A 13564-nucleotide genomic window follows, 5' to 3' on the forward strand; every position below is an offset into this window, starting at 1 on the left:
TAGAGTCGACAGCATGCAGTCGTGGTCTCCCGCACGGGTTCCGGTGGTGCCCGGACGCGGCCCGGAACTACGGCTCTACGACACCTCCGACCGCCAGGTCCGGCCCGTAGCGGCGGGACCCACCGCGACCATGTACGTCTGCGGCATCACCCCGTACGACGCCACGCATCTGGGACACGCGGCGACCTATCTGGCGTTCGACCTGGTGCACCGGCTGTGGCGAGATCTGGGGCACGACGTGCACTACGTGCAGAACGTCACCGACGTCGACGATCCGCTGTTCGAGCGGGCCAGACGCGACGGCATCGACTGGCGTGAACTCGGCGACCGCGAGGTGGCGCTGTTCCGTGCGGACATGACCGCGCTGCGGGTGTTGCCGCCGCGCGAGTACGTGGGGGCGACCGAAGCCATTGCCGAAGTCGTGGAGCTCGTCGAGAAGATGCTGGCGTCCGGGGCGGCGTACGTCGTCGACCCGGAAATCGGGGAGTATCCGGGCGTCTACTACCGCGCGGACGCCACACCGCAGTTCGGCTATGAGTCCGGCTACGACCGCGACACCATGCTGCGGCTGTTCGCCGAGCGCGGTGGCGACCCGGACCGCGCCGGCAAGACCGACCAACTCGACGCGCTGCTGTGGCGCGCCGAGCGGCCCGGGGAGCCGAGCTGGCCGTCACCGTTCGGCCCCGGCCGGCCCGGCTGGCACGTCGAATGCGCGGCGATCGCGCTCAGCCGCATCGGCAGCGGCCTCGACATTCAGGGCGGCGGCACCGATTTGATCTTCCCGCATCACGAGTTCACCGCCGCGCATGCCGAATGTGTAAGGGGCGAAAGGCGATTCGCTCGGCACTACGTGCACGCCGGGATGATCGGCTGGGACGGGCACAAGATGTCGAAGAGCCGCGGGAACCTGGTGCTGGTGTCGGGGCTGCGCGCGCAGGGCGTCGAGCCGGCGGCGATTCGGCTCGGCCTGCTGGCCGGGCACTATCGCGCGGACCGGTCCTGGAGCCAGCAGCTGCTCGACGAGTCGGCCGCGCGGCTGCAGCGCTGGCGCACCGCGACGACGCTACCCGCCGGTCCGGATGCGACCGACGTCATCGCCCGGGTGCGCAAGTACTTGGCCGACGATCTCGATAGTCCCAAAGCCATTGCGGCACTTGATGGTTGGACTGCTGACGTGCTCGAGTACGGCGGACACGACGAGGAAGCGCCCAAGCTGGTGGCCACCGTGATCGATGCGCTACTCGGCGTGGAACTGTAATCGCTGCGAAAGGTAGTAGACGGCCGTGACATCACTGCAAGACAAAGTCGTTCTGATCACCGGAGGCGCGCGCGGAATCGGCGCTGAGGTCGCGCGCCGGTTGCGCGCCTTGGGGCCAAACTCGTCCTGACCGACCTCGACAAGGCCGCGCTCGACACGATCGCCGTCGAACTCGGCGGCGACGAGCAGGTGCTGACCGCGGTCGCCGATGTGCGCGATCTGCCCGCCATGCAGGCCGTCGTCGACAACGCGGTGGCACGCTTCGGCGGTCTCGATGTCGCGGTGGCCAACGCCGGCATCGCCAGCTACGGGTCGGTGTTGCAGGTCGACCCCGAGGCCTTCAAGCGGGTGCTGGACGTCAACCTGCTGGGCGTCTTTCACACCGCCCGCGCCGCGCTGCCCGCGCTGATCGAGCGGCGCGGCTACCTGCTGATCGTCTCGTCGCTGGCCGCGTTCGCGGCGGCCCCGGGGATGGCGTCCTACGACGTGTCCAAGGCCGGTAATGAGCATCTGGCCAACGCGCTGCGCCTCGAGGTCGGCCATCGCGGCGTCGGCGTCGGTGTGGCGCACATGTCCTGGATCGACACGGCGCTGGTGCGCGACACCAAGTCGGACCTGGCCTCGTTCGGCGACTTCCTCAAGGCGCTGCCCTGGCCGTTGAGCAAGACCACCTCGGTGGACAAGTGCGCGACGGCCTTCGTCAAAGGCATCGAGGGCCGCAAGGCCCGCGTCTATTGCCCGGGCTGGGTGGTCGCATTCCGCTGGCTCAAGCCTTTGATGTCCAGTGCCGTCGGTGAACTTCCCGTTCGCAGAACTTCCGCCCAACTGGTGACCCAGATGGATGCCGAGGTCGCCGCACTCGGGCGGTCGACGAGTGCTTACAACGAGGACCTGGGCAAGGCCTAACTCACCAGCGCGCGGCGGACGCCGCCACCCGCTTACGCACCAGGAACCAACCCCCGATCAGCGCCGGGACGATGACGATCAACGCGGCGACGCTCGAGGTGCCGGCGGGCTCGTCGAATGCCATCAGCACCACAATGCCGACCAGGAAAACCAAGGTGATGTAGCCGCTGTAGGGCGTGAACGGCATCCGGAAGCCGGGGCGCTGCAGGGCCCCCTCTTGTGTCCGCTTGTAGAACCGAAGCTGACACAGCACGATCATTCCCCAGGACGCGATGATGCCCAAAGCGGCGTCGTGCAGCACGATTTCGAAGGCTTCACCGGGGTTGAAGGCGTTGAGCGCGATACCGCCGAGGCAGATGACGGCGGTCATGGCGATACCCCCATAGGGCACACCGCGTTTCGTCATTCGCATCGCGAATGTCGGGCCGCTGCCGCTCACCGCCAGCGAATGCATGACGCGGCCGGTCGAATAGAGCCCGGCGTTCAGGCTGGACAGCGCCGCGGTGAGGACCACGATGTTCATCAGATCACCGGCCCCGTGGAAACCAATATTGGAAAAAAACGTGACGAACGGGCTTTCGCCTTTCTTGTAGGCGGTGTAGGGCAGCAGCAGCCCCAGCAGCAAGACCGATCCGACATAGAAGATTGCGACGCGGAGGATCACCGAGTTGATCGCGCGCGGCATGATCTTCTCCGGCTCGGCGGTCTCGCCGGCGGCAATGCCCACCAATTCCACACCGGCGTAAGCGAATACCACTCCGGAGGCCGTCACCAGTAGCGGTACCACACCGGTCGGGACCAGGCCGCCATGGGAGTCCCAGATGCCGGGTCCGGTCTCATGCCCGTCGATGTGGAATCGCCCGGCCAGGAACACAATTCCCACGATCAGGAAGGCGACCAGTGCCACCACCTTGATCAGCGCCGCCCAGAATTCGAACTCGCCGAACCATTCGACGGAGATCAGGTTCATCGACAGCACCGCCACCAACGCGATGAGCGCGAGCACCCACTGCGGGATCGGCCCGAACGCGGCCCAGTGATGCAGGTAGGTGGCGATCGCGGTGGTGTCGACGATCGACGTCATCGCCCAGTTCAGGAAGTACATCCAGCCGACGGCGTAAGCGGCCTTCTCGCCGAAGAATTCGCGCGCGTAGGACACGAACGAACCCGACGACGGGCGGTGCAGCACCAGCTCGCCGAGGGCCCGCAGCATGAAGAACACGAAGATCCCGCAGAACGCGTACACCAGGAAAAGCCCGGGGCCGGCCTTGACGAGTCGGCCGCTGGCGCCGAGGAAAAGCCCGGTTCCGATTGCGCCGCCGATCGCGATCATCTGCAGCTGCCGGGGCTTGAGCCCCTTGTGGTAGCCGGCTTCTTCGTTGAGGGTGGCGGGTGGCTCCGCGCCCGGTTCGGGCTCGGGCGTATCGGGCACGGCGGCCATGGTGGATCCAATCGTCGTCGTTCGCCCAACCCGCTGGGCTGCCCCGGATCGGGTGCTGCTTATCCGGTTGGTTCGCCAGCGATCTTTTCGCAGTCGGCCGACGAGGGCAACAGGAGCAGACGCGCGGCTACCGGCCGAATCCGGGGCGACGACGGCGCAGGTAGCGCTCGAACTCCGCGGCCAGCGCGTCGCCGTCGATCTTGCCCAGGGCTTCGTTCACATCGACCTCGGCGTCGCCGCGTTGCTCCAGCGACTGGACATATTCGGCCAGGTCCTCATCCTCGGCGGCCATCTCGGTGACCGCCAGCTCCCACTCCTCGGCCTGGGCCGGCAAATGGGCCAGCGGAACCTCGATGTCGAGCACATCCTCGACGCGGCGCAGCAGGGCCACCGTCGCCTTCGGGTTCGGCGGGTGAGACACGTAATGCGGCACCGCGGCCCAGAACGTCACCGCGGGGATTCCGGCGGCCACGCAGGCGTCCTGGAACACCCCGGCGATCCCGGTCGGTCCCTCGTAGCGGGTCTCCTGCAGGCCGAAACGTTCGGCGGACTCGGGGGAGTAGGCCGCACCGGAGACCGGCACCGGCCGCGTGTGCGGAGTGTCGGCCAGCAGCGCACCGAGGATCACGACCGTGTCGACGTTGAGCTTGTCGGCGATCGCGACCAGCTCGGCGCAGAACGTGCGCCAGCGCATGTTGGGCTCCACGCCGTGCATCAGCACGATGTCGCGGTCGCTGCCGGGGGGCCGGCAGTGGGTGATCCGCATCGCCGGCCACACCAGTTCGCGGGTCACGCCGTCGACCTGGCGGATGACCGGGCGATTCACCTGGTAGTCGTAGTACGCCTCGTCGTCGATCTCCACGATCGGGTGGGCTTCCCAGATCGCGTCGAGGTGCTCCAACGCGTCGCTGGCGGCGTCACCGGCGTCATTCCAGCCCTCGAACGCGGCCACAACAATCGTGTTGTGGAGGTCGGGGAGCGCAGAGGCTTCCGGGCCACGATCCGGCGGAGTCACAGAATCAGCCTAAGGCCTGCCCGCTCGGCGACGGGCCTCAGCTGCGCGGTGGCCAGCGCACCAGGGCATTTGCATAGAACGACTATCCTTGTGGCGTGATTGCTGCGAGCGCGCTCGACTCCACGACCGGCGTCGACGCGGTCAAGACGAAATAGGTTCGACTGCAATCTGGTTAGACTTGTTAACTACTACAGTGCCGACAGGATCCGCCAGCTGGTATTCAAGGGCAACGGTCGCCAAGCGGGTCGGGTCGAGCTGGGCGTCCAGACGTGGGGTGACGACGTAGACTTTTACGTCGAGAGGCGTTGCAACGGCTATTTGGCGGGTCCTGGGCCCGCCCGGTATCCGCCACGCTCGGCAGAGTCAAGGACGCCTTCCGTCATGGAAGGAATGCATGTGACTGCCATCGAATCGCAGGTTTTCGCGCCGAACATCCGCCCCGACTGCACCGCCGAACTGACGGCAGCGCTGCGCGAGCGGATCATGGTGATCGACGGCGCGATGGGCACGGCGATCCAGCGCGACCGGCCGGACGAGGCGGGCTACCGCGGCGACCGGTTCACCGAGTGGCCGACCGCTCTGCAGGGCAACAATGACCTGCTCACCCTGACGCAGCCGCAGATCATCGAGGGCATCCACCGCGAGTACCTCGAGGCGGGCGCGGACATCGTGGAGACCAACACGTTCAATGCGAACGCGGTCTCGCTCTCCGATTACGACATGCACGAGCTGGCCTACGAGCTCAACTACGCCGGCGCCGCCCTAGCCCGTAAGGCCGCCGACGAATTCAGCACCCCGTCCAAGCCCCGCTACGTGGCCGGCGCGATCGGGCCGACCACGCGGACCGCGTCGATCTCGCCAGACGTCAATGACCCCGGGGCCCGCAACGTCTCCTACGACCAGCTGGTGGCCGCCTACCTCGAAGCCGCCAACGGCCTGGTCGACGGCGGCGCCGACCTCCTTATCGTCGAGACGATCTTCGACTCGCTGAACGCCAAGGCGGCGGTGTTCGCCGTCGAGACGCTGTTCGAGGAGCGCGGCCGCCGCTGGCCGGTGATCATCTCGGGCACCATCACCGACGCTTCCGGACGGACGTTGTCCGGTCAGGTCACCGACGCGTTCTGGAACGCGATCAGGCACGCGAAGCCGATCGCGGTCGGCCTGAACTGCGCCCTGGGTGCGCCGGAGATGCGGCCCTACATCGCCGAGATGTCCCGAATCGCGGACACCTTCGTCTCCTGCTACCCGAATGCCGGGCTGCCCAACGCCTTTGGCGAGTACGACGAGACCCCGGAGCGTCAGGCCGGCTACATCGCCGACTTCGCCGAGGCAGGCCTGGTCAACCTGGTCGGTGGTTGCTGCGGGACCGCGCCGCCGCACATCGCCGAGATCGCCAAGGTCGTCGATGGCAAACCGCCGCGCGAACTGCCGCAGATCGAGGTGGCCACCCGGCTCTCGGGCCTGGAGCCGCTCAACATCACCGAGGACTCGCTGTTCGTCAACATCGGTGAGCGCACCAACATCACCGGGTCGGCCCGGTTCCGCAACCTGATCAAGGCCGAGGACTACGACACCGCGCTGTCGGTGGCCCTGCAGCAGGTCGAGGTAGGTGCGCAGGTCATCGACATCAACATGGACGAGGGCATGATCGACGGCGTCGCCGCCATGGACCGGTTCACCAAGCTGATCGCGGCCGAGCCGGACATCAGTCGCGTCCCCGTGATGATCGACTCCTCCAAGTGGGACGTCATCGAGGCGGGCCTGAAGAACGTGCAGGGCAAGCCGATCGTCAACTCGATCTCGATGAAGGAGGGCGAGGAGAAGTTCATCCGCGAGGCGCGGCTGTGCCGCAAGTACGGCGCGGCCGTCGTCGTGATGGCCTTCGACGAGCAGGGCCAGGCCGACAATCTGGAGCGCCGCAAACAGATTTGCGGGCGCGCCTACCGGATCCTGACCGAAGAGGTCGGGTTCCCGGCCGAGGACATCATCTTCGACCCCAACTGCTTCGCGCTGGCGACCGGTATCGAGGAGCACGCCACCTACGGGATCGACTTCATCGAGGCGTGCGCCTGGATCAAGGAGAACCTGCCCGGGGTGCACATCTCCGGCGGCATCTCGAACGTGTCGTTCTCGTTCCGCGGCAACAACCCCGTCCGCGAGGCGATTCACGCGGTGTTCCTGTTCCACGCCATCAAGGCCGGCCTGGACATGGGCATCGTCAACGCCGGTGCGCTGGTGCCCTACGACTCGATCGACCCCGAGCTGCGGGACCGGATCGAGGACGTCGTCTTGAACCGTCGCGAGGACGCGGCCGAGCGGCTGCTGGAGATAGCCGAGCGTTTCAACAAGTCGGAAGGACCCGAAGACTCCAAGGTTGCGGAGTGGCGATCCTTGCCGGTGCGCGAACGGATTACGCACGCGCTGGTCAAGGGCATCGACGCGCACGTCGATGCGGACACCGAAGAGTTGCGGGCCGAGATCGCCGCCGCGGGTGGTCGCCCGATCGAGGTGATCGAGGGCCCCCTGATGGACGGCATGAACGTCGTCGGCGATCTGTTCGGCTCCGGCAAGATGTTCCTGCCCCAGGTGGTGAAGTCGGCCCGGGTGATGAAGAAGGCCGTCGCGTACCTGCTGCCGTTCATCGAGAAGGAGAAAGAGCAGAACGGCACCGCAGCCGCAAAGGACACCAACGGCACGATCATCATGGCGACCGTGAAGGGCGACGTCCACGACATCGGCAAGAACATCGTCGGGGTCGTCCTGCAGTGCAACAACTTCGAAGTGATCGACCTCGGCGTGATGGTGCCCGCCGAGAAGATCCTGGCCGCGGCGAAGGAACACGACGCTGACATCATCGGGCTGTCCGGGCTGATCACCCCGTCCCTGGACGAGATGGTCAATTTCGCCACCGAGATGGAACGCGGCGGGCTGGAGATCCCGCTGCTGATCGGTGGCGCGACCACCTCGCGCGCCCACACGGCCGTCAAGGTGGCGCCGCGTCGCAGCGGCCCGGTGGTGTGGGTCAAGGACGCGTCGCGCTCGGTGCCGGTGGCCGCGGCGCTGCTGGACGACAAACAACGACCAGCCTTGCTGGAGGCCACCGAGAAGGATTACGCCTCGCTGCGGGAACGGCACGCCCAGAAGAACGAACGGCCGATGCTGACGTTGGAGAAGGCCCGCGCCAACCGGACGCCGATCGAGTGGGACGGCTACACGCCGCCGGTGCCCGCACAAGGACTCGGCGTACGGGATTTTCAGGACTACGACCTCGCCGAGCTGCGCGAGTACATCGACTGGCAACCGTTCTTCAACGCCTGGGAGATGAAGGGCCGCTTCCCCGACATCCTCAACAACCCGGCCACCGGCGAGGCGGCCCGCAAGTTGTACGACGACGCCCAAGAGATGCTCGACACCGCGATCAAGGAGAAATGGCTGACCGCCAACGGGGTGATCGGGTTCTTCCCGGCGAACGCGGTCGGTGACGACATCGAGGTGTACACCGACGACACCCGCACCGAGGTGCTGACCACGTTGCACAACCTGCGCCAGCAGGGCGAGCACCGCGACGGCATCCCGAACCGGTCGTTGGGCGACTACATCGCCCCCAAAGAAACAGGTCTGGCCGACTACGTCGGCGCCTTCGCCGTCACCGCCGGGCTCGGCAGCCAGGAGAAGATCGCCGAGTTCAAGGCGGCCCTCGACGACTACAGCGCGATCCTGCTGGAGTCGATCGCCGACCGGCTGGCGGAGGCCTTCGCCGAACGCATGCACCAACGGGTCCGCAAGGAGTTCTGGGGATTCCAGCCGGACGAGCAGCTGGACAACGAGGCGCTCATCGGGGAGAAATACCGGGGAATCCGCCCCGCGCCGGGCTACCCGGCCTGCCCGGAGCACACCGAGAAGGTGACGCTGTTCAAGTTGATGGACGTGCAGGAGCGCACCGGCATCGAGCTGACCGAGTCGATGGCGATGTGGCCCGGCGCCGCCGTCAGCGGCTGGTACTTCTCGCACCCGCAGTCGCAGTACTTCGTGGTCGGCCGGATGGCCCAGGACCAGGTCGCTGACTACGCCAAGCGCAAGGGCTGGACCCTGGCCGAAGCCGAGCGCTGGCTGGGCCCCAACCTCGGTTACAACCCGGAGGATTAAGCCTTAAGCTCAAGGGAACATTCGGGGGAGGGATGTTCATGCTGGAGCAAGAGTTGAATCGCGTCGCCGTTATCGCTGCGGAAGCCGTCGACGTCACGGTACTGCATGTCCGGCGCATCGCGGCGGAGCTGGGCACCGCGCTTGACCGGACCAAGCGCGAAGTCAGCGACTTAGCCTGGGACTATACCGAATTGGCGGGAAGCGTGCGGCGCAGCAGCAGCGTGATCAGCGCGGCGACCGATCAGCACGTTGCCGACGTGATCTCGATCGACCTGCGTCGCCGGCAGGCCAACTGAGTTCAGCCGCGAGCGTCTGCCCGGAAAATGGCCGTGATCTCAGCGACTCGCGGATCGTCTCGCAGTTGTTCGAGCGTCTGCGGCAGCGGCAACCGCCAGTTCGGATACTCGTCGATGGTGCCGGGCAGGTTGGGTTGTCGCGGTTCGGCCACGACGTCATACGGCGAGATCAGTTTGAGCCGGCTCGGGGTCGCCGCCAGGTAGCGATGCATTGCCGAGATAATTGCCGTCTCGTTCGGATCGGCGGGCAGTAGCCCTTCGGATCGCAGTAGGTCGAGCCACTCTGCTTTTTCTTTAGCGGCCGAGGCTTGCTCAGCCGGCACTTCCACGAGCAGGCCGAGATCCGCACGAACCCGAACATGCTCAGCACGAAAGAAACCCGCCGCCGTGGGCAGGTCGTGTGTCGACAGGCTAGCGGCCGCCTGCGTCGGCCACTTCGATGCGGGCAGCAGCGGTTGTTCGGGGATGGACTCGTCACGGGTAAACCAGGACACCGCGCAACCCAGCATGCCGTTGTCGCTCAGCGCCTCGGTGACTTCTGGCTCTACAGTGCCCAAGTCCTCGCCGACGACGATCGCGCCAGCCCGGTGTGCTTCCAGCGCGAGCACCGCAAGCATCACTTCCGCGTCGTAGTGCACGTAGGTACCGCGGTCGGGGGTATCGCCCGGAGGGATCCACCACAGCCGCCACAAACCCGCGACATGGTCGATTCGCAAGCCGTCAGCATGAATAAGTATGGCGCGCAACATGTCTCGCAGCGCAGCGTATCCGGTGACCGCGAGCCGGTCCGGCCGCCACGGCGGTAGTCCCCAATCCTGGCCTCGCGGGGTGAAGTTGTCGGGAGGAGCGCCCACGTGTACTCCCGCCGCCAGTACGTGCGCCAGCGCCCACGAGTCGGCGCCATCGGAATCGACGCCTACCGGCAGGTCGTGCAGAACCCCGAGTGCCATCCCGGCGTTGCGCGCGGTGCCGCGCACCGCGGCGAGTTGCTGCGCGCACTGCGCTTGCACCCACGCGTGAAACGCGATTCGTGGCGCCAGCTCCTGGCGCGCCGCGACGACTGCTGGCCCGTTGACATCTCGTAACGCCTCGGGCCACTTCGACCAGCGCCCGCCGTGCCGTTCAGCCAGCGCGCAATACGTGGCCCAATCCCGCAACCCGGTTGCCGAGGGTGATTCCTCCAGCGGGCTCGGCCGGCTTTCGCTGCGCCAGAGTAATTCCAGCGCCGCGCGCTTGGCCGCCCAGACCAGGTCATGGTCGACCCGCTCGGTATCGGGAGCAACGCGGAGCGCATCCACTTCCGCACGGGTCTGCGGATCAGCCCGAAGGTAAGCGTCAAGATCCACGATGCGCAGCGCCAGAGGGTTGGCGAATCGTCTGCTGGACGGTGTGTACGGCGACGGCTGCACCGGGTGCGTCGGTCCGGGTGCATTCAGCGGGTTGAGCAGGACTGCGCCCGCCCGGTGCTCGGCGGCGGTCCAGTCGATGAACTCGCGCAAGTCCCCTAAATCCCCGATGCCCCACGATCTCTGGGAGCGCAGCGCATAGAGCTGCAGCATCCATCCCCAGGTGGTCGGGGTCTGGGGCACCCGGGGTGGGGCCGCGACCAGGGTGGCCTGCTTGCCGTCGTGGGTGTGCAGTTGGTACCAGCCGGGTGACAGATCTGCGGGCAATTCGTTGCGTAGCTCGCGTTCTGCTCCGTCTTCGCCGACCAAGTTCACCGCGCCGGGAAAGGGACGAGGGCGACCGTCCACGCGGATGGCGACCGTCGGCGCCAAGGCCCTTTCGTGCTCGGCGAGTTTGTCCAATTCGTGACGCCGGTCAGCGTCGGTGGCAGCTTCCACTTCCAGCAGGGCAAGCACTTTGACCACCACGTCGGCATCGACCTCAACCGGCTCACGCCGCTCATTGCGGTAAAAGGTCGCCAGCCCATGGGCTTTGGCGAGTCGGCACAGATCGTCGGGAATCGGGTACACGACCGGGGGTGTACCCACGCTGGCTCCGCTTACACAGTGCGGGCGTCCCAGGTGGTTCAGCCCAGCACGGCCGACAGATAACCGGAGGACCCGCCGAACGAGGCCAGCTCGTCTTGAGGAAGCTGAAAACCGTTGGCGGAGAACGCTTGTTTAGTTGTCAGAATGTCCACCCGCCAACCGCGCTCGCTGAGGTACTCGCCGGCGCTGTTGCGATCCCCGGTGTAGAACAGTTCGGCCAGATTGATCTTGGAGCCGATGCGCCGCGACCGCTCGGTGAGCTTCTCCGCCCAATCCGCCGGAATGCTGCGAAAGTCCATGTGCTCGCAAGCGATCCGGCTGCCCGGCGCCGAGAGCATGACGACGTTGTCGAACAATCGGTCCTGCGCCTCCGGTGGCAGGTAGACCAGCAGGCCTTCGGCGCTCCACGCGGTCGGCTTCGAGGGATCGAACCCCGAGCCGACAAGTGCGGCGGGCCAATCTTCGCGCAGGTCGATCGCGACGGTGCGACGTTGCGCGGGCGGCTTTGCGCCCAGGTCGGCCAGCGTGCGGGTCTTGAATTCGATCACCTCGGGCTGGTCGATCTCGTAGACCACGGTGTCGGCCGGCCATGGCAGCCGGTACGCCCGGGTGTCCAGACCGGACGCCAGAATCACGGCCTGCCGGATGCCCGCGTCCGTGGCTTGGGTGAAGAAGTCGTCGAAGTACCGGGTGCGCACGGTGATCTGCTCGAGCACGGCTTTGCGGTTCATCACGGGATCGTTTGTGTCGCCGAGCTTTCCGTCGATCAGCTTGACGAAGGTATCGCTGCCCACCGCGCGCACCAGGGGATCGGCCCAGGGGTCGTTCAGCAGCGGCTCCGGTCCTTGCGACGCCATCGCGCGCTGGGCCGCGACCGCGGTCGCCGTCGCTCCCACGCTGGACGCCAAATCCCAGCTGTCATTCTCGGTGCGCGCCATGGCTTCCCCATCTCCGCATTAGTTAGGTGACTTAATCACCTTCACTGTACGCAGCGGGCCGCTAGATGCGCAGGATCGGGCCCAGCGCCGAGAGCGGAATGTGCGCCTGCACGCTGCCACCGTCCATGTACCACTGCGGCAGGCCCGGCGAGAAGTTGATCGGCTCGTCGTGGCCGACGGGATAGTCCGGCATGTAGAGGATCAATTCGTCGGGAGTCAGCGCCCACGCCTTGTACGCGCCGGAGTAAACCTTGTCGGGCGTCCAGCGGTCGACGATGAACGGGTAGGTCCCCGGGTCGTGTGGCGGTGGCGCCTGGTTTAGCGCGGTCTCGATGAAGGGCTGCGCCAGCGGCGGAATGGCGGTCAACGGATTCGACGTCGTCACATCCGAGAGCTGCAGCCGTCTGCCGCCGGCCATGTCGAACGTGAAGGTGCGGTAGGCGTTGTTGGGCGTGGGCCCGTCGGCGTGATAGTCCTCGTGGAACACCGCGCTGAGCAGGTTGCCGTGCTGGAAGATCTGGTAGTTCTCCTCGCCATAGCTGTCCGCGGCCATGTGCGCGTTGGCATTACGCCAGTTGTCGACCAGGGTGTGCAGGTAGTCGCGCACCACGCCGCTCGTGGTGGGGTTGTCGATCAGCTCACCGGGCACCGCGACCTTGATGTCGCGCACGGCGTTGCGTTCCGACGTCACGGCGGTGTGGCAGTACTGGCCGTCCCAGTCGCCGCCGAGCTCGCCGCAGAACGACGGCGCCGACGCTCGCGCGATCCCCGCGCCCGGCATCGTTGCGGCCAAAGCCATTACCAGCGTCGCAAGGAGTCTTCCGATCACAGCAGCTGCACCTTGCTCGCCCGCCAGCGGCCGTCGACTTTCTCCATCGTCATCTTGATCCGGCTGCGGTCGATGCGCGGGTCGGGCGACTGCGAATTGGCCACGGTCTGGTCGATAAAGACAAGCACCACAACCTTATTCGTGGACTCGGATTGAATCGCCGAGTCCACCACTACCCCATGGGCGGACGCCTTGTTGTCGATCAGCAGCTGCCGAAGTTGCACGCTGGATTGGGTGTACATGTCCTTGAATTCGCCGGTCGCACCGTCGAGCACAGCCCGGAAGTTCTCGTCGACCTTGGTGGAGTCGATGCTCGTCAGCACCTGCGCGTAGGCGATCGCGGCCTGTTGAGCCTGCTGGCCCGCCTCCTTCACCTGGTGCTCCTGCCACAGCTTCCAGCCAAGGAAGCCGTTCACCGCAAGCGAGGCAATCAGTAACACCGGCAGCACGCCGCGGCGCAGATACCGACCCCAGGGCCGCTCGCGCAGCGGCGTCTTGTCGCCCTTCTGCTTCTTGGCCTTACGCCCGAACGGAATATCCTCGTCGTCGTCCTCGTCGGTCGCTTTGTCTTCAGGCTCGGCTTCGGCTTCGGCGTCCTCGTCCGTGACGTCAACGTCTTCTTTGGCGTCGTCTTCGGTGTCCTCGACGTCTTTGGGCTCGGCGGCTGCGCCTGGCGCTTCGGGCATTTCGGCCTCGGCAACTTTCTCGGATGTGGCGGTCACAATCAACTCCTCTATCAGA

9 protein-coding genes and 1 pseudogene are annotated in these 13564 nt (G+C 66.3%); 4 read left to right on the forward strand and 6 right to left on the reverse strand.

Annotated elements, in window-relative coordinates:
* The first annotated feature begins 13 nt into the window (after positions 1 to 13).
* Together mshC and G6N54_RS01345 are read left to right on the forward strand one after the other, a co-directional pair.
* Entirely contained in the window at positions 14 to 1258 is a 1245-nt protein-coding gene (gene mshC / locus G6N54_RS01340; protein WP_163788246.1) for a cysteine--1-D-myo-inosityl 2-amino-2-deoxy-alpha-D-glucopyranoside ligase, read from the forward strand.
* Between the two features lie 25 nt (positions 1259 to 1283).
* Positions 1284 to 2164: pseudogene (locus G6N54_RS01345) on the forward strand (SDR family oxidoreductase).
* A 1-nt stretch (position 2165) separates the two neighbouring features.
* Here G6N54_RS01345 and G6N54_RS01350 read toward each other — a convergent pair.
* Both G6N54_RS01350 and G6N54_RS01355 read right to left on the reverse strand, forming a co-directional pair.
* Complete coding sequence (locus tag G6N54_RS01350; protein ID WP_163788247.1) at positions 2166 to 3605, reverse strand: amino acid permease; 1440 nt, start codon at positions 3603 to 3605, stop codon at positions 2166 to 2168.
* A 127-nt stretch (positions 3606 to 3732) separates the two neighbouring features.
* Positions 3733 to 4620 carry a PAC2 family protein gene (locus tag G6N54_RS01355; protein ID WP_163788249.1) on the reverse strand — a complete coding sequence of 296 codons (888 nt, stop codon included), beginning with the start codon at positions 4618 to 4620 and terminating at the stop codon, positions 3733 to 3735.
* Between the two features lie 390 nt (positions 4621 to 5010).
* Between G6N54_RS01355 and metH the strand changes: the two genes are divergently transcribed.
* Together metH and G6N54_RS01365 are read left to right on the forward strand one after the other, a co-directional pair.
* A complete protein-coding gene (gene metH / locus G6N54_RS01360) occupies positions 5011 to 8766 on the forward strand; it encodes a methionine synthase (RefSeq protein WP_232073708.1) in 3756 nt (1251 codons plus the stop codon).
* A 38-nt stretch (positions 8767 to 8804) separates the two neighbouring features.
* Positions 8805 to 9062, forward strand: coding sequence for a hypothetical protein (locus tag G6N54_RS01365; RefSeq protein ID WP_163788252.1), 258 nt, complete (start codon positions 8805 to 8807; stop codon positions 9060 to 9062).
* 2 nt (positions 9063 to 9064) lie between these two features.
* On the opposite strand, the gene malQ is transcribed toward G6N54_RS01365, so the two are convergent.
* The 4 genes from malQ to G6N54_RS01385 all read right to left on the reverse strand — a co-directional run bounded on the left by malQ (position 9065) and on the right by G6N54_RS01385 (position 13551).
* The gene (malQ, locus tag G6N54_RS01370) at positions 9065 to 11056 is read right to left on the reverse strand and encodes a 4-alpha-glucanotransferase (protein WP_232073207.1); all 1992 of its coding nucleotides are present in this window, start codon (positions 11054 to 11056) and stop codon (positions 9065 to 9067) included.
* Positions 11057 to 11094: 38 nt separating this feature from the next.
* On the reverse strand, positions 11095 to 11994 hold the full coding sequence (locus G6N54_RS01375) for a class I SAM-dependent methyltransferase (RefSeq protein ID WP_163788254.1): 900 nt from the start codon (positions 11992 to 11994) through the stop codon (positions 11095 to 11097).
* A gap of 61 nt (positions 11995 to 12055) precedes the next feature.
* Positions 12056 to 12823 carry a mannan-binding family protein gene (locus G6N54_RS01380; protein ID WP_163788257.1) on the reverse strand — a complete coding sequence of 256 codons (768 nt, stop codon included), beginning with the start codon at positions 12821 to 12823 and terminating at the stop codon, positions 12056 to 12058.
* On the reverse strand, positions 12820 to 13551 hold the full coding sequence (locus G6N54_RS01385) for a DUF3329 domain-containing protein (protein ID WP_372513273.1): 732 nt from the start codon (positions 13549 to 13551) through the stop codon (positions 12820 to 12822). The genes G6N54_RS01380 and G6N54_RS01385 overlap by 4 nt, the downstream gene beginning before the upstream one ends.
* Positions 13552 to 13564: the final 13 nt, after the last annotated feature.

This window comes from Mycobacterium stomatepiae (assembly GCF_010731715.1).
Classification (GTDB): domain Bacteria; phylum Actinomycetota; class Actinomycetes; order Mycobacteriales; family Mycobacteriaceae; genus Mycobacterium; species Mycobacterium stomatepiae.

Bases quoted from the DNA above. Each gene is read 5' to 3' on its own strand.
- mshC (WP_163788246.1), top strand. From the start codon at position 14: ATGCAGTCGTGGTCTCCCGCACGGGTTCCGGTGGTGCCCGGACGCGGC.
- G6N54_RS01350 (WP_163788247.1), bottom strand. From the start codon at position 3,605: ATGGCCGCCGTGCCCGATACGCCCGAGCCCGAACCGGGCGCGGAGCCA.
- metH (WP_232073708.1), top strand. From the start codon at position 5,011: ATGCATGTGACTGCCATCGAATCGCAGGTTTTCGCGCCGAACATCCGC.
- G6N54_RS01365 (WP_163788252.1), top strand. From the start codon at position 8,805: ATGCTGGAGCAAGAGTTGAATCGCGTCGCCGTTATCGCTGCGGAAGCC.
- G6N54_RS01375 (WP_163788254.1), bottom strand. From the start codon at position 11,994: ATGGCGCGCACCGAGAATGACAGCTGGGATTTGGCGTCCAGCGTGGGA.